We start from the raw sequence: 19,760 nt of genomic DNA, 5'->3' as shown, positions 1-19,760 counted from the left end.
CTGAGAAGGTCGTCTTGACACCCCAACGGCCTCCCCTGTACGACACCTGGGCATACTGACGCTTTCAGAATCTTGCCAGGGGCGGTGATCTTTGGGGGTCACGTCACTCTCCTAGATTGCGGCAGTGAAGCTGATCCACGGACCCCCTTATGTCGCCTTCGCCCGCTGTACGAACCTACTCTTTCGGTAACTGGCTCATCGATTGCCAGCGGAGAGAGCTGAAGTGCGACAACATCACGGTCCCGATCGGAAGCCGCGCATTCGAGATTCTCGAGAAACTGGCGGGTTGCGCCGGTCACCTGGTGACCAAGGATGATTTGATCGGAAGTGTCTGGTCAGGCCTGGCCGTCGAGGACAACACGCTACAGGTCCATATCTCCGCCGTCCGCAAGGCGCTGGGCAAAGATCGCGATCTCCTCAAGACGATCTCGGGCCGTGGATATACCCTCGCCGGGACCTGGCGAAGCGGGCATTTGGATCAGCCCGCAGCGACATCGGTATCCGTCCCGGCCATCGAATCCTTTTCGAACAACCTGCCGAACACGCGCGCTCCTCTTATCGGGCGCGAGGATTGCCTGAGCGAAATTGCCGAACTTATGTTCGCATATCGGGCCGTGACTTTGGTCGGCCCGGGAGGCATCGGGAAAACAAAGCTGGCCATCGAACTTGCGCGCCTGGTCGCATCCTCATTCGATGGTGCGGTGGCGCTGGTCGAGCTCGCGACCTTGCATGATCCGGCACTTGCGACATCGACCACCGCCCGTGCGCTCAAGCTGGCCTTGAGTGACAAGGAGGTTTCGGCCGCCTGCATCGCGCAGGCTATCGGGTCACGGCGTCTGCTTCTCATCTTGGACAATTGCGAGCATGTCATCGACATCGCTGCACAGATCGCGAGTGCCGCACTTCGCTATTGTCCCAATGTCACTATTCTTTCGACCAGTCGGGAAGGCCTCCGCATCGATGGCGAATACGTTGCGACCATCCCGCCGCTGTCGGTTCCGGACTCTGGTTTGCGTGATCCCGGTGTGCTGTTGCAGGCAAGCGCCGTGCAGCTCTTCGTCGCTCGCACACAGTCGCTACGCGCGAACTTCTCTCCAGGCGCGGACGATCTGCTGAAAGTGGCTGCCATCTGTCGCCGGCTCGACGGAATTCCGCTCGCGCTGGAATTCGCCGCGGCTCAGACCGCGAATCTTGGGGTCGACACGGTCTTGCTTCGCCTGGACAGGCGAATGGAGTTGCTGAGCGGCGGCCGCAGGGACCAACTGCCACGGCACCAGACCCTGCGAGCGACGCTGGACTGGAGCTACGATCTGTTATCGCCCGACGAGCAAAGGCTGTTGTGCTGGCTCGCGGTGTTTCCGGCAGGTTTCACACTCGATGCGGCCATTGCAATGATGGACGACGCGTTGTCCCGGTCGGACGTCATCGAAACACTGTTCAATCTGGTCGGAAAATCGCTGGTCTCGCTCGATCCCTCCTTCGAAGGGCGGTGGCGTCTGCTGGAGACCACCCGCGCCTATGCTCTGGAGAAGCTGGCAGAAGCAGGGCTCTGCGAGCAGGCCAGCAGACGGCATGCGGGCTTTCTCAGGCAGCTCATCATGCCACCTGGCGATGCCTCCCCCGCCTCCGACGATCTCACTCGCCTTGCCCAGGAAATTGGAAACGTGCATGCAGCGCTCGACTGGGCCTTCGCACCCGGCGGCGATGCCGCGCTCGGCGTAGAGCTGACGGCCGGCTTTGTGCCGGTGTGGATGCAACTGCTGTCCTTCATGGAATGCTCGACCCGGGTCGAGCACGCTCTCGCCCATCTTGACGGAGAGCTCACCTGCAATCCAAGGCTCAAGGCGCAGCTCTACGTCGCGCTGGGGTTCGCGCTTCTCAATACGACTGGCTCGGCGGATCGCATGAAGGCGGCCCTGAACATCGGGCTTGCACTCGGCGAAGAGCTGTCCGATCTCGAGCTTCAGCTCAAGGCTGTTTGGACGCTGTGGAGCTATAATCTCAACTCGGGCCAATATGACGCGGCCAAGAGCGTCGGAGAGCGATATCTGGCGATCGCCCTTCGCACGGGAAACCCCGCCAACGAGACGGTCGGCCGCCGCCTGATCGGCGCCGCCACCCATTTTTACGGCGCGCAGGAGGAAGCTCGACGCGAACTGACCCTGTCCCTGGACCACTCGGCTCACGGATTGAAGGACGGCACGAACCAGATGTGGTTCCTGCTCAACCAGACCGTCCTGGCAAAGGCCATGTTAGCCCGCGTGCTGCTGCTCCAGGGAAAGATCGCCCAGAGCAGATCCCTGGCCGCGGAATGCCTCGAGGAGGCGCAGCGTGAGAAGGACAAGCTCGCGATCGCTTACGCGCTGCGGAACGCCGTGTGCCCCATTGCGCTGATGACGCATGATGTCGCCACTGCCGATCAGGCGATAGCGTCTCTCCTCGAGCTCGTCACGCGCGAGGGAATAGCTTTCTGGACGAGCTGGACGTCCTGCCTGAAGGGGCAGTTGCTCGTCCTGCAAGGCAGACATCACGATGGAATAGATCTGCTGCGCAGCGGACTGAAAGCGCGGGCCGAGAACGGCTGGCTGATGCGCAATCCCGAATTTCTCGGATCGCTCGCCGAAGGACTGTTCGCGGTCGGCGAGACTGCGCAGGCCCTGGCCGCCGTGGAAGATGCCCTGGCCATCTCCCGGCAAGGCCAGCAATTGTGGTGCCTTGCTGATCTGCTGCGGATCAAGGGCGAGATCCTGCTTGCCGATGGCTCGTCAGATCGGTCCCGCTCGGAAGTCCTGTTCTCCGAGGGCCTGTCCGTTGCCAGAGAGCAGCAATGCCGCTTCTATGAGCTGAAGGTCGCGGCAGCCTGGGCAAGGATCATGGCGGCGTCGGACCGCCAGCAGACCGCTCTCGATCTCGTCGGTCCGGTCAGCGCTCTGTTCGATCGGGAGGTCGATCTTCCCGCGCTCGCCTTTGCGCGCGGTCTCGCTGCAAGTCCCGGCATCTCGATTTCGACAGGCGGCGACGACCGGCCCCCGTCCTGCACCTGCCACTAGGTTGCTGATCTTTTCGACCGGCACGACATGTCCTGCAGCGCTGGACCAGCCCTCACACTCAATCCTCCGGATCGCACCAGATGAGCATCTCTCGACGACAGGTCTTAGGCAGTGTTGGCGCGTCGGTGTTTTCGCCCGGCATCATCCGCGCCCAGGGCACGAGACCGATCAGGATCGGCGAGATCAACTCCTATAGCAGCGCGCCCGCGTTTACCCTGCCCTATCGCCGCGGCTGGCAGTTGGCGGTCGAACAGCTGAATGCGAGTGGAGGTCTCCTCGGGCGAGAGCTGCAGGTCATCAGCCGGGACGATGAAGGCAAGCCGAGCGTCGCGCTGCGTGCCGCCGAAGAACTGGTGCGGCGGAATGACGTCGATCTTCTGGCAGGCGCATATCTGTCGAATGTCGGACTGGCAATCAGCGACTTCGCCCGGCAAAACCGGATCCTCTTCGTGGCGAGCGAACCGCTCACCGACGCCCTCGTTTGGGAGCAAGGGCATCGATATTGTTACCGGCTCCGCCCCTCGACATACATGCTGGCAGCCATGCTGGTGGAGGAGGCAGCTCAATTGAAGGCGACGCGGTGGGCGACGATCGCCCCGAACTACGAATACGGGCAGTCGGCCGTAAGATGGTTCACGCAGCTTCTGAGCCGCCGTCGTCCCGACGTCGAGTTCATCAACAGTCAGTGGCCGCCGCTGGGCGCCATTGATGCCGGCGTGGTCGTTAACGCTCTCGCGCAGCAGAAACCCGAAGCGATCCTCAACGTCACCTTCGGACCCGATCTCGCCAGATTTGTCCGGCAAGGCAATGATCGCGGCCTGTTCGAAGGGCGACACGTCGTGTCGTTCACGACCGGCGAACCCGAATACCTTCTTCCGCTCGGGCAGGACGCCCCGGAAGGATGGATCGTGACCGGCTATCCGGTGACCGAGGTCTTGGATCACGCCAACAACGCCTTCGTCTCGGCCTATTCCGCACGATATGGCGAGGCTCCCACGATGGGATCCGTGGTCGGTCACGCCTTGATCAGCTCCATCGTGGCACCGATCGCAAAGCTCGGGAAATTCGATACCGAGGCGATGGCCGACGGCTTTGGCAACGTCGGCTTCGAAACGCCGTTCGGCCCGGCGATTTGGCGTTCGATCGACCATCAGAGCACCATGGGGACCTTCGTCGGCCGCACCACTGTACGGGGCAACAAGGGCGTGATGGTGGACTGGAAATACCGGGACGGTGGAACGATGCTGCCGCCCGACGCCGAAGTTTTGAAGCTACGCCCGGCAACGTGAAGCGCTGGTACGGCCAAGGCTACGCCAGCCGACGTGTCATCCCCCGATCCGCACGCGGTGCGACGAGAGTCCTGTAGCGGCGTCGCCTCAGCATCCCGGCGGCAAGATCGGCGACACTCCCGGCGTTGGCGCCGCGCCTGAGGCGTTGGCCGGCAACACGGTCGCAGGCGCTGCGAGATTCATCGAGACGCCTTCCGCGCAGGCCGTGCTGTTCGGGCTCGGCATGACGGCGGCATTTGGATCGATGCCGGTACCGCCGGCAGCGCTGGTGTCCGCCAGGATCGTGCCGGGCGCGAGACTGGACGGCACTTGCGGGATCGAGAGCGGCAGGGACGCAGCGCTTGTCGCGAGCCCTCCCGGCGTCGAGCTGCATGCGACCGTCGTCCCCGTTCCCGCCGGTGCCGCTGCGGGAATCGTTCCGATGGAGCTGCCGGTTTGCCCTGTGACCGGCAATAGCGGAGCGCCGATGCCTGACGCTGACGAGCCGATGCTCGATACGATCGGGGTCGCCGGCACCGGCATCGGGGACGTCGATGGCGTGGCGCAGACGACGACCGTACCCGGCGTCGTCGGATCCGAGGCGAGCGGAACAGGCGCCAGCGTCGTGTCGGGAACGCCAGGCTCGGTTGTTGCGGAAAAGGGCCCCGGACTATTGAGCGGCGAGGTCACGATCGCGCCCGGTACGGTTGGAAGGCCCATCGCCGTGGTGCCCATCGTTGAGACCTGCGCCTCACTCGAAGAACAGCCCAACAGCAGGGCGATCGTTGTTGCGAGCACGACCCGGATCATCTCTATGCTCCTAACTGACCTCGACCTTGCGAATGGTGACCTTGCTGCCCTCCGCCAGGTTCACCGCCGGATTGAGCACGACCTGGTCGCCGGGCTGTAGGCCCTCGCGCACTTCAATTGTGGTGCCCAAGTCCCGCGCGATCGAGACGTGCTGCAGATGAACGGTGCCATTCCGCACGACCGCGACATGAAGACCGTTCTGATCGAAGACGAGCGCATCGGACGAGACGGTCATCGACGGCGTCTTGCGTGGGATCGACAGCTCGACCGTGCAGTAGATACCGGGACTTAAGGCACCGTCCGGATTGGGCACGTCGATCTCGGTCAGCAGAGTTCGGCTTCCCGGCTGCAATGCGCTTGCGATGCGCGTGACTTTCCCCGGAAACGTCCGCCCCGGAATCTCGGGGACGCGAATATCCGCGTCGACGCCCGGTCCAACTCCGAAGGCCTCGTCCTGCGGCACGAAAACCTGGGTTCGGATCACATTGGAATGCATCAGCGTGAACATGAAGGTCGACCCGGCCTGCACCAGGCTGCCATTGTCCACGTTGCGCTGTGTGATCACGCCGTCGAACGGCGCCACCACGCGCTGGTAGGCTTTCTCCTGCTGAAGGACTCGAATCTGGGCCTCCTGCGCCGTGATGTTCGACTGGGCGACACCCACGGCCGCCTGCTGTGCACGCAGGGTGAGACGATCGTTGTCCCCCTGCTGTGCCGTCAGCCAGCCTTGCTTGACCAGATTGCTGTCGCGCGCATTGGTGACGTCGGCAAGCTCCCGGCTCGCTTGCGCCTGCTGCAAGGCGGCCTGGTTTTGCGCCAGCGTCGCCTGGGCCTGGGCGATCTGCTGGTCGAGCTCCGGAGCGGTGATTGCCGCGAGAAGATCGCCTTTCTTGACCCGATCGCCGATATCCACATAGCGCTTTTCGATATAGCCACTGGTCCGCGCGAAGATATTGGCTGCCTCGAACGCGGTCGTCGTCGCCGGCAAGGTAACCTTCATCAGGTCGCCGCTGGGCCGGACCACCGCCACCCGCACTTCCGGAATGGCGGTTCTCACCTGCTCCGCCACTGCAGCGACCTCACGCGCCGCCTGATAGTGCCGCCAGCCGCCAATGCCGAGACCGCCCGCGAGCAGCAGAAGCATACCTCCTCCGAGCAGCGCGCCGCCGTAACGGCGTCCGGATGGCGCGGCCTTGCCGGGGAGCTCGACGATGCGGCGGCTCTCCGCATCGGGCGGGTCCCTCGCCTCGTCGTCATTGGTCCGCACACGAACGTCGCTCATTCCGGTTGCTCCTCGAATACGCCGTGGTGAGGCTTGCCATCGTTACCTTTGCGCAGCATGGCAAAGAGGTACGGCACGATCAGCAAAGTCGTCGGGGTCGCGAACAGAAGTCCGCCGATCACAGCGCGCGCGAGCGCGGCGTTCTGCTCCTCGCCCGGACCTCCGAGCGCCATCGGGATCATGCCCACGATCATCGCGGCAGCAGTCATCAGGACCGGCCGGATCCTGGTGCGGCCCGCGCTCAGCGCCGCCTGGAACGCGGAATGTCCCTTCAATTGCTCATCACGCGCGAACGTCACGAGCAGGATCGAATTCGCGGAGGCAACGCCGACCGCCATGATCGCCCCCATCAGCGAAGGCACGTTCAGTGTCGTTCCGGTGATGAACAGCATCGTCAAGATGCCGCACAAGGTCGCCGGCAGCGCCATGATGACGACGAAGGGATCGCCGAAGTTCTGGTAGTTCACGACCATCAGCAGGTAGACCAGGATCGCGGCAAACAGCAGGCCGATTCCGAGATTGCGGAACGACTGATTCATGCTCTGGATCTGTCCCAGGACCTGGATCGAATTACCCGGCTGGAGCTGCTTCTGGAGTGTGGACGTGACCTTGTTGATATCGGCCGCGACGCCGCCGAGATCGCGACCCTGGACGCTCGCATAGACGTCAAACACCGGCTGGACGTTGGCCTGGTTCGAATTGGTGGGGACACTCCCCCGCTTGAACGTCGCGACATTGCTGAGGAGACCGGGCACCGTCTGCCCGCTCGCGGCAAGTGAGGCCGACACCGGCGTGTTTCCCAGTGCGTTCAGCGAATTGGCCCTGTATTCGGGCGTCTGCACGGCCAGATAATACGGGATGCCCGACGTCGGATCGGTCCAGAAGTTCGGCGAGACCTGAGCCGACGAGCTGAGGCTGACATTGATATTGGTCGCCACCGTGCTGGCGTTGAGCCCGAGCTGGGCGGCCCGCGTGCGGTCGATGTCGGCATAGAACGCCGGAGCATCGACTTCCTGCTGCAGATGCGCATCGACGACACCGGGGATCGCCGCGAGGCTCTTCTGCAGCTCCTTGGCCACGGCCAGATTGTTGTCGCCATAGCCAACCGTGCGGACATCGATCTGCGCCGGAAGACCGAAGTTCAGGATCTGCGTCACGATGTCGGCCGCCTGGAAATAGAACGTGTCCTCCGGGAACGCCGCCGGCAGCACCTGGCGCAGTTTCCTGACGTAGTCCGCGGTCGGCTTGTGCCCATCCTTGAGCGACACCAGAATGGTGCCGTCGTTCACACCGATCGTCGAGCCGTCCGTGAATGCGAGATTGTAGGGACGCGCCGGAAGCCCGATATTGTCGACGATCAGCGCCCGGTCCCGCTCCGGAATCACTTGGCGGATCTTGTCTTCGACCGCCTGGAAGATTGCTTCCGTCTTCTCGATGCGAGTGCCCGCAGGCGCGCGAACGTGGAGCTGGATCTGGCCGCCGTCGATCAGGGGATAGAAGTCCCTGCCGACATAGACGAACATGATGGCGCCGAGGGCCAGCACCAGCACCGCGACGATCGGCACGACGACGCGACGCCGAAGCAACGTCAACAGCAAATCGGAATAGCCGTTGCGCAGGCGTTCGAATCCGCGCTCGAACATCGCAGAGGCGCGGCCGAAGATGCCCGACGGGCTTCCGCCCTCGCCATGGCGCCGCTCGCCCTTCAGCAACAGGCCGATGGTGATCGGCGTCAGCGTTCGCGACAACGCATATGACGCCAGCATCGCGAACACCACCGCCAGACCCAGCGGGGTGAAGAGGTATTTGGCCGGCCCTTCCAGAAATACGACCGAGGTGAACACACAACTGATTGCGAGCGTGGAGACGAGCGTCGGCACCGCGATTTCAGCCGCCCCGTGCAGCGTCGCATCGGGCAACGGCATGCCTTCCTCGGTCCAGAGTCGGTGCGTGTTCTCGATCGTCACCGTGGAATCGTCGACCAGGATGCCGACCGCGAGTGCAAGCCCACCGAGCGTCATCGTGTTCAAGGTCTCGCCGAGACAATACAGCACGACCAGCGAAGACAGCATCGCCAGCGGGATCGAGATCAAGACGACCAGCGTCGATCGCCACGATCCCAGAAACAGCAGGATCATCAGCGCCGTGAGGCCCGCCGCGATCGCGCCCTCGCGCAGCACGCCATCCACCGAATGGGTGACGAAGACCGACTGGTCGAACAGCTCGTTGATCTTCAGCCCTGCAGGAGCCGACGCGCGAATCGAACTCAAGGCCTTCTTCACCCCGTTGACGACGGCGAGCGTCGAGGCATTTCCGTTCTTGATCACGCTGAGCAGGACGGCGCGATGACCGTCCTCGCGCACGATGTTCTGCTGGACCTGGGAGCCGTCCCGGACCTGGGCCACGTCCTTCAGGAAGATCGTGGCCCCGTTCACGAACTTGACCGGGATCATGTTGAGATCCTTGATCGAGGCCGGCGTGGCATTGGTTCGAACGGTGTACTGGGTGTCGCCGATTTTCGTCGTCCCGGTGGGCAGCGTCAGATTTTGGGTGTTCACCGCATTGACGATGTCGAGCGGCGTCAATCCGCGCGACAGGAGCTTGTTCGGATCGATGTCGACCATGATCTGGCGGTACTTGCCGCCGGCAGGCGTGGGCAGCGTCACGCCCGGAACAGGCGCCAATTGCTGCCGGATACGGTAGATGCCGAAGTCGTATAGTTGCTGCTCGTTCAGACTATTGGACTCGAGGCTGAGCTGCAGCACCGGCACGCTCGATGCATTGAACTGTACGATGATCGGCGGCTGAATGCCCGGCGGCATCAGGGCGCGGATGGCGTTGGTTGCCGAGACGATCTGCGAGATTGCGAGGTCGAGATTCACGTCCGGCTGGAAGTAGATCTTCTGAACCGACAGACCGTTGAGAGTTTGCGCCTCGATGTTCTTGATGCCGCTGACATTGGCGCTGATCGAATACTGGCTGTAGGTGCTGACGCGCTGCTCCATCTCGGGCGTCGACAGGCCGGTGTAGCTCCACACCACCGTGACGACGGGAATGCGGATCTCCGGAAAAATGTCCGTCGGCATCGACCAGATCGCGATGCCGCCGAGAAACAGGATCAGCGCCGCAAGCACATAGAACGTGTGCGGAAACCGTAGCGCGAAGCGAACAATTCCCATGGTGGTTCTGCCTGAAGCAAGTTGCGCGGGATCATTGAATAGATGAGGACGGGAGAGCATCCGTTCAAATGAAAACGAATTCAGATGCTCCGCGGCAGGACAGACATCATTCGTACCGGCATCACCGCTTCTCGATCGCTCATGGAGCGGTGAGCTCCCGCGACCGTGAGCCCGAGGCGCCGTCGGCGCGCTTGCGTGCCGCATCCTGCGCGGCAAGAATTGCGGCTCGCCTGACCTTGGCAAAGGCGCGGATCTCGATCTGCCGAACCCGCTCGCTGGAGATCGAAAGCTCGAAGCCGAGTTGGTCCAGCGTAACCGGGCATTCCGCCAGCCGCCTTGCCTCCAGAATATGACGCTCGCGTGCCGTGAGCATGCCCAGCGCAACGCGCAAGGCGTTGGTACGGCGCTCCGTCTGCTCATGATCGGCGAGTACCGTCTCCGCGTCGATCGCCTGATCGACCAGCAACGCTTCCCATTCGGTTCCCTGCTCGTCGTCGCCAACGCGCGCATTCAGCGACATGTCACCGTTCAGGCGGGAATCCATCTCGATCACCTCACGCGCCGTGACGTCGAGCCTTTCCGCGATCGTCTCGGCGACATCGGGCGTGAGCGCCGCCATCGCGCCGCCCGCGGCTTTCCTCATCTCGCTACGGAGCTTGAAGAACAGCTTCTTCTGCGCTGCCGTCGTGCCGATCCTGACCAGAGACCAGGAGCGCAGGATGTATTCGTGAACCGAGGCCTTGATCCACCAAACCGCATAGGTGGAGAACCGCGCACCGCGGCCGGGTTCGAAGCGTGACGCCGCGATGACGAGGCCGAGATTTGCCTCCGCAATCACATCGGCCAAGGGCAGACCGTACCCCTTGTAGCCGCGCGCCACCTTGGCTGCGAGCCGGAGATGACTCGTGACGAGCGCGTTCACGGCACCACGGTCCCGCGTCTCGCGCCAGCGGCGTGCAAGCTGCTGCTCGTGACCGGGCTCAAGCAGTTCATAGCGCTTGATGGCCGCGGAATAGGCGCTGAGGAAGGAGGGCGATGGGGCTCCGGCCGCGACAGCCATGGCACCATTCCTCACGCCTTCGGGGCGGATCTGCATCTGTCACTCCCACATACGAAACCGGCGAGCGGACTCTAGGAAGCCTCCGGAGGCAGAGGCGACTGAATTGAGCGTAACAAACCTGAATTCGCCTTCAGACATTCGGCATGTCACTCGGCATGTCATGGCATCGAGAACATCACGCATCATGAGGGGCATCACATCTGATTAACGGTTGCGAGAGTTGGGGTCCGGGACCGGCATGCGGCGGCTTTGCTCGCCCTCCCGGTCCAGGCAAGGATCTCGATCCGCCCGCCGGGAGCCGGACCGATGATCAATCGAAAGCCATGCAGCTTGACGATGGCGGCCACCAGGCTCAGTCCAAGCCCAACCCCCGGCGTATTGCGCATCTTGTCGGAACGATAGAATCGCCGCAGCACCGCTTCGCGCTCCTGCGTGCTGATGCCGGGTCCGGTGTCACTTACGCGCACGAGCGCCGTGTCGTCTTCCGACACCAGTTCGAGCCTCACCTGGCCGCCGGGCGGCGTGAACTTGACGGCATTGTCCACGAGATTGGCCATCGCTTCGAACAACAGGTCCCGATCGCCCCACACCTGCACATTGCGATCGATGACGACGCCAAGCCCGATGCCCTTGTCTTCGGCGATGGGCTCATAGACGTCGCACACCTCGCGCAGGATCTCGTCGAGCGCAACGTTGCCGAAACCGGCGGTGCGGCGACTGTTCTCGATCTCGGTGAGGCGCAGCAAGGCGGTGACGATCGCGAGCGACTGATCGATTCCGGCCATTGCCTTGTCCGTGACCTCCTGGAGCTGCTCCAGGGTGGTCGCATGCGTTCGGCCGCGCTCCAGCGCCAGGCGAGCGCGCGTGAGCGGCGTCCTGAGATCATGGGCGATATCGTTGCCGACACCGGCAAGCGCGTTGATCATGGTCTCCATCTCGGCGAGCATGCCGTTGACGATCCTGGCCAGTCGCCCGAACGGATCGTCGGAATTGTCCTCCGGAAGCCGCTCGCGCAACTCCCCGGCCACGATCCGCTGCACCCGCTGGTTCACCTCCTCCACGCGTCTCTGGGCGCGAACGCTCAGCCACGCTCCGGCCAGCAGACAGAGGCAGAACGCCGGCAGCAGGCCGAGCGCGAGTGCCTGCCCCACGACACTCGAGATCTCGTGCGTCTCATCGACATTCCGTCCCATCACCAGGACATCGCCGTTCTCAAGACGCCTGCCCACGACCCTGATGACCGGTCCGTGGACCGCCGATTTCTCGATGAGGTCGAGCCGCACACCCTGCGCCGCTCCGCCGAGATCGAGTGCGCGCGGCAAGCTGTCGATGTTGCCGGCCAGCCGGGTGCCGGCACCATTGAAAAGTCCCGCGTACTGCACGCCCCTGGAATCCTGCTCGAGATGATCGGAGATCGCTCCGATGCGGCGCCCCGGCGGCAAATCGGCGATGAAGTTGATCCGGGTCGCGATCATGCGGTCGGATCGCGCGATCAGATAGTCGTCGAGCTTCCAATAGGTGAACGCGAACAGCCCGACCACGAACAGCGCAAATGCGGCCGCCACCGCCAGGGCCCAGAGGAACGTGTTCGAACGGATGAACTGAATCTGGCGCATCGAACCGGCACTCTGTATTCGTCCGAGATTTGCTCCGCGAGCCCCTGGGTTTCGCGTCTCTATGCGCGCGAACGCAGAATGAAGCCGGAGCCGCGAACATTGTGGATGAGCTGCGCATCGCCGGGACCATCGACCTTGTGGCGCAGCCGGCCCATATGCACGTCGATCAGATTCGTCGTTGCCGGAACGAACTTGTAGTTCCAGACCTCTTCGAGCAGCATCGCGCGCGTGAGCAACTGATCGCTCCGGCGCATCATGTATTCGAGCAGGCGAAACTCACGCGGCAACAGATCGATCTCGCGCTCGTCCCGTCGCGCGGTCCGCTCGATCAGGTCGAGCTCCAGCGGCCCGACATGCAACGTGGTCTCGCGGCTGTCCATCGGACGGCGCAACAACGCCTCTATGCGTGCGACGAGCTCGATGATCGCGAACGGCTTGGTGAGATAGTCGTCTCCCCCCATACGCAATCCGCGCACCCGATCGTCCACGGCGCCGAGCGCACTCAGAACCAGCACCGGCGTCCCGACCCGATCCTTGCGCAAGGCCTCGATCACGGTCAGCCCGTCCATTCCGGGCAGCATGCGATCGACGATCATGGCATCCGGACACGCCGCGCGCGCCCGATCGAGACCGTCGACGCCGTCAGGGGCCCATTGGACCTCAAAACCGCGATCGGCGAGTTCGGCGACGATCACCTCGGCGGTTTCGGCATCATCTTCGATCAGAAGAATCCGCGTCATGATCCTGCTCCCACGTTCTGCGAGGCGTTTCGGCCTGCGGCGGAGGAGCACGGGCTCGGCGGTCCGGAGCGTCATGTTCAACGCCCGCCCGCTCTGAACGCGCGGCGCCGCGCCAGCCTGCCATAGGCCACTCGTTGTCTGACGAGATAGTCCTGCGGAGAATGGGGCACCACTAAATAGCGATTCAGGAAGCGTGCCGTCTCCGTCGCCAACAGGGCTAGCGCGATGGCCATACGTCTCGCTGTCGTCGTGATCATCTTCCGCCTCCATTCTGAACTGCGCTTTCATGAACATATGCCCGCGATGCGCTTCCCGTTACTCTCAAGGCAACGGATGTTGCGCATTCGCACGATCGTGCTTGCAACGCCGCGTCGGCTCACAGGCCGTTGAAATCCGGTGAGCAATTCGTGCATTTGGACAATGCCCGGCCGTCCATACGTTGATGGGGAGCCGCTTGGTCGGCCTGATGTCATCAAAGGAGAAGCCGAAATGACCACTCTCAAACTCTTGTCGACGGGATTGATTGCAGCCGCCGTGCTCGGGGGACCCGTCATGGCGCGCGAGCACCATTCCGTCATGCGACAGCCCGCGATGACAACCGATACGGCCGCACCGGATGCGCCCTTCTATCAGCAGGGAGGCCGCGTCTGCGTTCCTGCGCCGCGCGTCGGCGCTTTCGCGACGGCGCCGTGGACCGGCAACAACGTGCCTTGCGAGCCCGGCACGGGCAGCTTCTGATCACGGCATTTCCCTGGCCGGCCGGGCGCCTCGGTCGGCCGCTCCTCATCGAACGACGGGGGCGGGCCGGAACGTTCAGCCCGCCCCTTTGTGGGCCGCGGCCCCCGCGGCAGGGTCAACTTCCCTACCGGTGCGCCTCGTTCCTGAAGTCGAATTTAGTGGGATTGCCGCGCATCGCTCCTACCTCTCCTTTCATCACGAGCCTTGTCATCAGGAGCTTTTGGCGACGGCACGACGCGGAAGCGGACTGCATGGATGACCAGGCAGATCGACACTAAAGGAGTGTCCCATGAAACGAGCAATCATGATTTTGGCAACGGCGGCGCTTGCCTCGACCCTGGCCATCGGAGCGGCCGAGGCGCACGGCGGTGGCGGCGGCGGCGGCCACGGTGGTGGCTTTGGCGGCGGCGGCCACGCCAGTTTTGGCGGTGGTGGCTTTGGCGGCGGACATATGGGCTTCGGCGGCGGCGGCGCGCATTTCGGCGGCATGGCGCGTGATGGAGGCTTTGGCGGCGAACATCTCGGATTCGGCGGTCATGCCGGCAACGGCGGCATCGGCCTGCGCCAACATGCGTTCCACCGCTTTGGTCGCGATCGACCCGGATACGGATTCTACGGCGCCTATCCAGATTGCTACGATTGGTACGAGCTGCACCCCGACCAGCCGTTGCCGCTGAGCTGCAGCTAGTCTGCACACACGGCGCTCCGCCGTCGGTCCAGACCTACCGCGGAGGTTGCGGTCCCGGCCCGCTCACGACTTGGCCGAGCCTGGCTCGGCCATTTTGCGATGCTGGTTTGCCAGCAAGCTCTAGGAGGGGCGGAAGCCCGGAGGCATCGTTCGCCAGACTTTGTCTTTGAGGCAATAGGCACGGGCGCCCTCGGGAATATCTTCGGCGGCGCCGCCCTCATGTTGCTCGTAAAGGAGCGCCGGGAACAGCCTCCCTTTGATCACCTTAATCATATCACCACGTCGAATGTCCGCGCCGGCCGTTCCCGTCAAAACCGACATGATCCCTCGCGAAGCGCACGTAGCATGCCAAACGAGCTCGTCGACCGGACGGGCTTGCCTGAAGCTATCTCGAAGCGGAACGGTCTTCCAATAACCCGAAAGGACTACTCCCTGAACGGGCTGCCCTTGCCGCCTGATGCCGAAGAGTCTGCGAGGATCCGGCTGCGGAGCGCGCGCAAGGCGGCTGGTTCTGAGGAGTTGTGTATCTCAAGTCCGAGCCGCATCGCCCCCGAGACGACCCACTCGCTTCGTCGGATGGAAGCAGCCTCCAGGACCTAGCTCGTTTCTTGGCAGCAGCGGCCCCGCCAACGCGGTTACAATATAGCGGGGCCGCCTGCCCTGCGGACGTCGGTGCTTAACCTGGGCCCGAAGGCCACCAGATTTTACCCCGAGCCGCTGAGAACGCGGATTGGTCGAAAGAGGCACCCATTTCGGAGCGTCCCGGTCTGTCAGACCAGCATCCTGCTTTCGACAGCACCTCTTTCTGAAGCGGAAGTGGCGCGACCGGACCGGCTATTCGACGGTCACGGACTTCGCGAGATTCCGCGGCTGGTCCACGTCGGTCCCCATAATCGCGGCACTGTGATAGGCAAGGAGCTGTAGCGGCACCGCGAGAGCCAGCGGCGCCACGATCGGGGGCATATCCGGTAAGGCCAGGACCGAGCAACCACTGGACGCGGCGAGTGAAGCACCTCTCTCGTCGGTCAAGAGGATGATGCGGCCCCCACGGGCGATCACCTCCTGCATGTTCGACATGGTCTTTTCGAACGTCGCGTCGTACGGCGCAATGACGATGACCGGCAGGCCCTTGTCGATCAGCGCGATTGGTCCATGTTTGAGCTCACCGGCCGCATAGCCCTCTGCGTGAATGTAAGTGACCTCCTTGAGCTTGAGGGCACCCTCCAATGCCAGCGGATAATTGGTGCCCCGGCCTATGAACAGAGCGTCTCTGGCCCTGGCGATCTCACGCGCGAGCTCATGGACTTTCGGCTCCAGTTCGAGCGCGCGCGCCATATAGCCTGGAATCTCGGCAAGGGCCCGGACGAGTGATCGCTCGTCTTCGGCCGAGAGCACACCGCGACTACGACCGGCAGCGATTGCAATGCAGAGCAAGATTGCCACCTGACAGGTGAACGCCTTTGTCGATGCGACCCCTATTTCCGGACCGGCCAATGTGGGCATTACGATGTGGCTCGAACGAGCCATCGTCGAGGTTTGCACGTTGACGACAGAGAGAATACGCTGGCCGTGGGTCTTGGCGAACTCCAACGAAGCGAGCGTGTCGGCCGTTTCGCCGGATTGCGACACGAAAATCGCCAGATTGCCCGCGCCAAACGGAACATCGCGATAGCGGAACTCCGAAGCAATATCGATCTCGACCGGGAGCTTGGCGTAGCGCTCGAACCAGTACTTCGCAATCAGACCGGCGTAGAAGGAGGTCCCGCAAGCTACAATCGACACGCGATCGACTGTCCCGAAGTCCACATCCACGCCTGCCGGCAACCTGATCCTCCCGTCGGGCGCGATATATTGCGCAAGCGTCTGCCCAACCACCTTCGGCTGTTCGTGAATCTCCTTCGCCATGAAGTGGCGATGCTCGCCCTTGTGAACAATCACGGCGGCACCAGCGATTTTGGCCGACGTACGGCGCAGGCGCGCGCCGTTCACGTCGATAAACTCGATCTGCTCTCGGGTCACAACGGCGAGATCGCCGTCCTCAAGGTAGGCGACAATATCCGTCAGAGGCGCGAGCGCCATCGCATCCGACCCCAGGAACATTTCGCCGCAACCGTAGCCGACAGCAAGCGGCGAGCCCTTTCGGGCACCGATCAGGAGATTGTCGTGCCCCTCGAACAGGAAGGCGAGCGCGAACGTTCCGCTCAAGCGCGGGAGCACCTTACGCACCGCTGCGACCGGCTCGTATCCGTTCTTCCGCTCGCGGCTAACGAGATGCGCAACCACTTCGGAGTCGGTTTCGGTCGCAAAATGTGCACCGGCCGCTTTGAGATCATTGCGCAACTCTCGATGGTTTTCGATGATCCCATTGTGCACGATCGCCACACCATCAACCATGTGAGGATGCGCATTCGTCTCATCGGGACGGCCGTGCGTTGCCCAGCGGGTGTGACCAATTCCGATCCGCCCGGCAAGCGGCTCCAAGTCGAGCCGACTCTTGAGGTTCACGAGCTTTCCGACCGCACGACGTCGCGTCAGCAAACCGTCCTCGAGAGTGGCAATACCGGCTGAGTCATATCCGCGATATTCAAGCCGCTTCAGCGCATCCAAAAGAAGAGCAGAGGCTGGGCCCCGCCCGACGACACCAACAATTCCGCACATGGCCTCTCTCCGAGCAACTACCAACGGCCCCGCGAAGCGCGCCGCCAGGCGCAACCGCGATCGCGGGCAATCTCCTAACGCGACGGCATCGGCCTGGCCCCCTCACCTTTGGCCTGCCCTGCTGCGCATGCTTCGGCGAGACGCTCAAGCTAGCCGCCTCCCGGCCGCCCGCGCGCCTGTCGAATATCGTCGACAACATTGGCGAGTAGTATCGTGGGACGCGAATTCTAGCACGCGCAGCCGCCGATTGTATGATGATGACGGAGTAGACCTCATACCCATAAGCTCCGCACTTGATCGCTACACCGACGCACGCATGACCAATCGTTCGGTTTGCCGCGGCCCGTTCGAGAGCTCGGCGACGATGCGATTGAGCTGATGAAGCGCCGGGATTTGCGCTGACCGGCGCAGATTGAACGCGAGATGCTCTTTCCGAAACATCGAAAACAGTGAGACTCCTGTAGAGTTCGTTGCCAGCGCGTAATCCACGACGAAGGCAGCAGCGATCTCGGTGAGGTCGCCCCGGTATCCCATCTCGTAAAGGCCGTTCAGTATTTCCTTCTCCGATCCCAGCCTCGCGACAAGCGGATCGACGCTCGAGAATGATCCATACGTGACAAACGTCCTGCGCCGCGCAATCTCCGTCGATCTCTGAAGATTCGGCTCGAGCGGATTATTCGCGATCTGTATCAGCCGATATGGTAGAGATTCATGGAGGTCGTCAATTCCGCCCTCGTTATTGCCCGCAATCGAAATTGCGCGGGCTTTCCCGTCCTGAACGATGCGCTCGACCGCTCGAATGATGTCTTCGCGAACGACCTCTTCGCGGGTGGGACGGTGGAGAGCAAGCACATCTACATAATCCGTGCGAAGTCGCCTCAGGCTATCCTCGATGCTCGTCCTGATCAGCTCGGCCGATAGCGGCACTTTGAAGGGCTTCGACTTCATTGCGGAGAGGCGCGGTTGGATCCCGGGAAACACCGCAAGAGCGGCGCGCGCTATCGGCTTCAGGATCCGCTTAACGGCGGAGGTATCACGCGGGCGCATCCCGACCTTTGTGCAGATATAGACGCTGCCGCGCTTCCCTGATGCGAATTTGCCCCAGATCGACTCGGCCATCCCATCGCCATACGAAGGCGCCACGTCGTACCAGGTTATTCCGGCGTCGTATGCGCGCTCGAGCCCCTCGGTCCCCCTGCGAGCCCCAACGCGCCCTCCGAGCGACGCGCAGCCGAAACCGATGCTCGATACATTCGCGCCGAGAGCATCAACACGGACCATCTTCATCGCAAACACCCCTGACCACGCCGTTTGCGCTCAAGTCACCGACGTCGATCGTTCGACAGCGCGTACTCCAAGCCGACGGCCACGTCGGGCAAGCCCGCCGCTGAAACAACTCTGCAGGTTTGCCTGGCTTCATCTTCATGCAAATGGATGATGACGCGGTTCGCTCGGACATTAAATACGCTACGCCCCTGGAATTTGAGGACAGCGGCGAGGATGCACGGAGTAACCCGTTCGAGCGGCTGCTGGCAGCTCGGCTCCGCCGCCATCGTCAGGTGCGCTCATTTGCGCAATCGAGATGCGGCGCGATTGAGAGCTAACTTTCTGCGATCGATGGCGCCTTTTTCGCCGTTCGAACTCCATCTAACTTGGACAGCGAATGTCATCTCGCTCAGAGCAAGTTGCCGACGACGTCCTGGTGACCGGAGCTGCTGGCTTCATCGGTTTTCATGTTGCACGTCGACTGCTCGATGAAGGGCGTCGTGTCGTCGGATTGGACAACATCAACAGCTACTACGATCCCGCCTTGAAGCGCGCGCGTCTCGACATTCTGCGCCGCGATCCGCGTTTTTCCTTCGTGCAGATCGATCTTGGACATCGGTCGACGATGGCCGAGTTGTTCGCAAAACATCGTTTTGCGAGAGTGGTCCATTTGGCCGCTCAGGCCGGCGTCCGGCATTCGATCGATCAGCCGCACGCTTATGTCGACGCCAATCTTGAGGGGTTCCTCAACGTCCTCGAAGGCTGCAGGCATAACGCCTGTGGTCATTTGATCTACGCATCATCATCGTCCGTGTACGGCGCCAATGCCGAGTTACCATTTTCGACCCGGCATAGGGCCGACCACCCCGTCAGCCTCTATGCCGCGACGAAGAAAGCCAACGAGCTGATGGCCCATTCTTACAGCCACCTGTACCGGCTCCCGGTCACCGGCTTACGGTTCTTTACGATCTACGGCCCGTGGGGCCGGCCCGACATGGCGATATTCCTGTTCGCCGACGCGATCGTCAAAGGCAAGCCGATCAAGCTCTTCAACCATGGCCGGATGCGGCGCGACTTCACCTATGTCGACGACGTCACTCGCGTCATCTCGCGGCTGATCGAGCGCGCTCCGGAGGACAACGCCGATGCGGCGGGCGCACCGGCCAAGCTCTACAATGTAGGCAATAACCGCCCGGAAGCGCTGATGCACGTCCTCGAATTGATCGAGAAAGAGCTGGGACGAACCACGGCGAAGGAAATGCTGCCAATGCAGCCTGGGGATGTTCCGGAAACGTTTGCCGACGTTGGCGATCTCATGCGCGATACCGGGTTTTCGCCCTCCACCCCTATCGAAACCGGCATATCCAATTTCGTCCGCTGGTATCGCGACTACTACCGGATATGA

Annotated in this window: 14 protein-coding genes; 5 read left to right on the top strand and 9 right to left on the bottom strand. The window is 62.6% G+C overall.

From position 1 onward, the window contains the following. The first annotated feature begins 149 nt into the window (after nt 1-149). Nucleotides 150-3,050: an ATP-binding protein gene (locus tag AB7245_RS16900; RefSeq protein ID WP_085401039.1), complete on the top strand. Its 2,901-nt coding sequence runs from the start codon at nt 150-152 to the stop codon at nt 3,048-3,050. Between the two features lie 80 nt (nt 3,051-3,130). Beyond that, complete coding sequence (locus AB7245_RS16895) at nt 3,131-4,339, top strand: ABC transporter substrate-binding protein (protein WP_085401037.1); 1,209 nt, start codon at nt 3,131-3,133, stop codon at nt 4,337-4,339. A gap of 87 nt (nt 4,340-4,426) precedes the next feature. On the opposite strand, the gene AB7245_RS16890 is transcribed toward AB7245_RS16895, so the two are convergent. The 6 genes from AB7245_RS16890 to AB7245_RS16865 form a co-directional block, all read right to left on the bottom strand. Then, nucleotides 4,427-5,128 carry a hypothetical protein gene (locus tag AB7245_RS16890; protein WP_161495808.1) on the bottom strand — a complete coding sequence of 234 codons (702 nt, stop codon included), beginning with the start codon at nt 5,126-5,128 and terminating at the stop codon, nt 4,427-4,429. A gap of 10 nt (nt 5,129-5,138) precedes the next feature. Further along, nucleotides 5,139-6,410 carry an efflux RND transporter periplasmic adaptor subunit gene (locus tag AB7245_RS16885; RefSeq protein WP_063984307.1) on the bottom strand — a complete coding sequence of 424 codons (1,272 nt, stop codon included), beginning with the start codon at nt 6,408-6,410 and terminating at the stop codon, nt 5,139-5,141. Next, complete coding sequence (locus AB7245_RS16880) at nt 6,407-9,589, bottom strand: efflux RND transporter permease subunit (protein WP_085401034.1); 3,183 nt, start codon at nt 9,587-9,589, stop codon at nt 6,407-6,409. The genes AB7245_RS16885 and AB7245_RS16880 overlap by 4 nt, the downstream gene beginning before the upstream one ends. 139 nt (nt 9,590-9,728) lie before the next feature. Next, entirely contained in the window at nt 9,729-10,649 is a 921-nt protein-coding gene (gene rpoH, locus AB7245_RS16875; RefSeq protein WP_085401051.1) for an RNA polymerase sigma factor RpoH, read from the bottom strand. 194 nt (nt 10,650-10,843) lie between these two features. Next, on the bottom strand, nt 10,844-12,265 hold the full coding sequence (locus AB7245_RS16870; RefSeq protein WP_085401032.1) for a sensor histidine kinase: 1,422 nt from the start codon (nt 12,263-12,265) through the stop codon (nt 10,844-10,846). 59 nt (nt 12,266-12,324) lie between these two features. Then, complete coding sequence (locus AB7245_RS16865) at nt 12,325-13,005, bottom strand: response regulator transcription factor (RefSeq protein WP_085401050.1); 681 nt, start codon at nt 13,003-13,005, stop codon at nt 12,325-12,327. Between the two features lie 489 nt (nt 13,006-13,494). Between AB7245_RS16865 and AB7245_RS16860 the strand changes: the two genes are divergently transcribed. Then, complete coding sequence (locus tag AB7245_RS16860) at nt 13,495-13,743, top strand: hypothetical protein (protein ID WP_071915339.1); 249 nt, start codon at nt 13,495-13,497, stop codon at nt 13,741-13,743. A gap of 289 nt (nt 13,744-14,032) precedes the next feature. Further along, the gene (locus AB7245_RS16855; RefSeq protein ID WP_135215372.1) at nt 14,033-14,431 is read left to right on the top strand and encodes a hypothetical protein; all 399 of its coding nucleotides are present in this window, start codon (nt 14,033-14,035) and stop codon (nt 14,429-14,431) included. Nucleotides 14,432-14,551: 120 nt separating this feature from the next. Here AB7245_RS16855 and AB7245_RS16850 read toward each other — a convergent pair whose 3' ends face one another. From AB7245_RS16850 to AB7245_RS16840, 3 genes are all read right to left on the bottom strand, one after another. Then, entirely contained in the window at nt 14,552-14,752 is a 201-nt protein-coding gene (locus AB7245_RS16850) for a hypothetical protein (RefSeq protein ID WP_063984312.1), read from the bottom strand. 513 nt (nt 14,753-15,265) lie between these two features. After that, nucleotides 15,266-17,089 (bottom strand): glutamine--fructose-6-phosphate transaminase (isomerizing), encoded by a 1,824-nt coding sequence (gene glmS, locus AB7245_RS16845; RefSeq protein ID WP_439034443.1) that lies wholly within the window; start codon nt 17,087-17,089, stop codon nt 15,266-15,268. 300 nt (nt 17,090-17,389) lie between these two features. Continuing rightward, nucleotides 17,390-18,376, bottom strand: a complete 987-nt coding sequence (locus tag AB7245_RS16840) for an aldo/keto reductase (RefSeq protein WP_244623237.1) — start codon at nt 18,374-18,376, stop codon at nt 17,390-17,392. Between the two features lie 376 nt (nt 18,377-18,752). Here AB7245_RS16840 and AB7245_RS16835 point away from each other — a divergent pair, with 376 nt between their 5' ends. Further along, nucleotides 18,753-19,760 carry an NAD-dependent epimerase gene (locus AB7245_RS16835; RefSeq protein ID WP_085401022.1) on the top strand — a complete coding sequence of 336 codons (1,008 nt, stop codon included), beginning with the start codon at nt 18,753-18,755 and terminating at the stop codon, nt 19,758-19,760.

The organism is Bradyrhizobium sp. 604_D8_N2_3, from assembly GCF_051810765.1.
Lineage (GTDB): Bacteria > Pseudomonadota > Alphaproteobacteria > Rhizobiales > Xanthobacteraceae > Bradyrhizobium > Bradyrhizobium barranii.
This window is presented reverse-complemented; position numbering and strand designations above follow the sequence as displayed.

Coding starts and splice junctions, on each gene's coding strand:
- AB7245_RS16900 (WP_085401039.1), top strand. CDS start 150: ATGTCGCCTTCGCCCGCTGTACGAACCTACTCTTTCGGTAACTGGCTC.
- AB7245_RS16895 (WP_085401037.1), top strand. CDS start 3,131: ATGAGCATCTCTCGACGACAGGTCTTAGGCAGTGTTGGCGCGTCGGTG.
- AB7245_RS16890 (WP_161495808.1), bottom strand. CDS start 5,128: ATGATCCGGGTCGTGCTCGCAACAACGATCGCCCTGCTGTTGGGCTGT.
- AB7245_RS16885 (WP_063984307.1), bottom strand. CDS start 6,410: ATGAGCGACGTTCGTGTGCGGACCAATGACGACGAGGCGAGGGACCCG.
- AB7245_RS16880 (WP_085401034.1), bottom strand. CDS start 9,589: ATGGGAATTGTTCGCTTCGCGCTACGGTTTCCGCACACGTTCTATGTG.
- rpoH (WP_085401051.1), bottom strand. CDS start 10,649: ATGGCTGTCGCGGCCGGAGCCCCATCGCCCTCCTTCCTCAGCGCCTAT.
- AB7245_RS16870 (WP_085401032.1), bottom strand. CDS start 12,265: ATGCGCCAGATTCAGTTCATCCGTTCGAACACGTTCCTCTGGGCCCTG.
- AB7245_RS16865 (WP_085401050.1), bottom strand. CDS start 13,005: ATGACGCGGATTCTTCTGATCGAAGATGATGCCGAAACCGCCGAGGTG.
- AB7245_RS16860 (WP_071915339.1), top strand. CDS start 13,495: ATGACCACTCTCAAACTCTTGTCGACGGGATTGATTGCAGCCGCCGTG.
- AB7245_RS16855 (WP_135215372.1), top strand. CDS start 14,033: ATGAAACGAGCAATCATGATTTTGGCAACGGCGGCGCTTGCCTCGACC.
- AB7245_RS16850 (WP_063984312.1), bottom strand. CDS start 14,752: ATGTCGGTTTTGACGGGAACGGCCGGCGCGGACATTCGACGTGGTGAT.
- glmS (WP_439034443.1), bottom strand. CDS start 17,089: ATGTGCGGAATTGTTGGTGTCGTCGGGCGGGGCCCAGCCTCTGCTCTT.
- AB7245_RS16840 (WP_244623237.1), bottom strand. CDS start 18,376: ATGAAGATGGTCCGTGTTGATGCTCTCGGCGCGAATGTATCGAGCATC.
- AB7245_RS16835 (WP_085401022.1), top strand. CDS start 18,753: ATGTCATCTCGCTCAGAGCAAGTTGCCGACGACGTCCTGGTGACCGGA.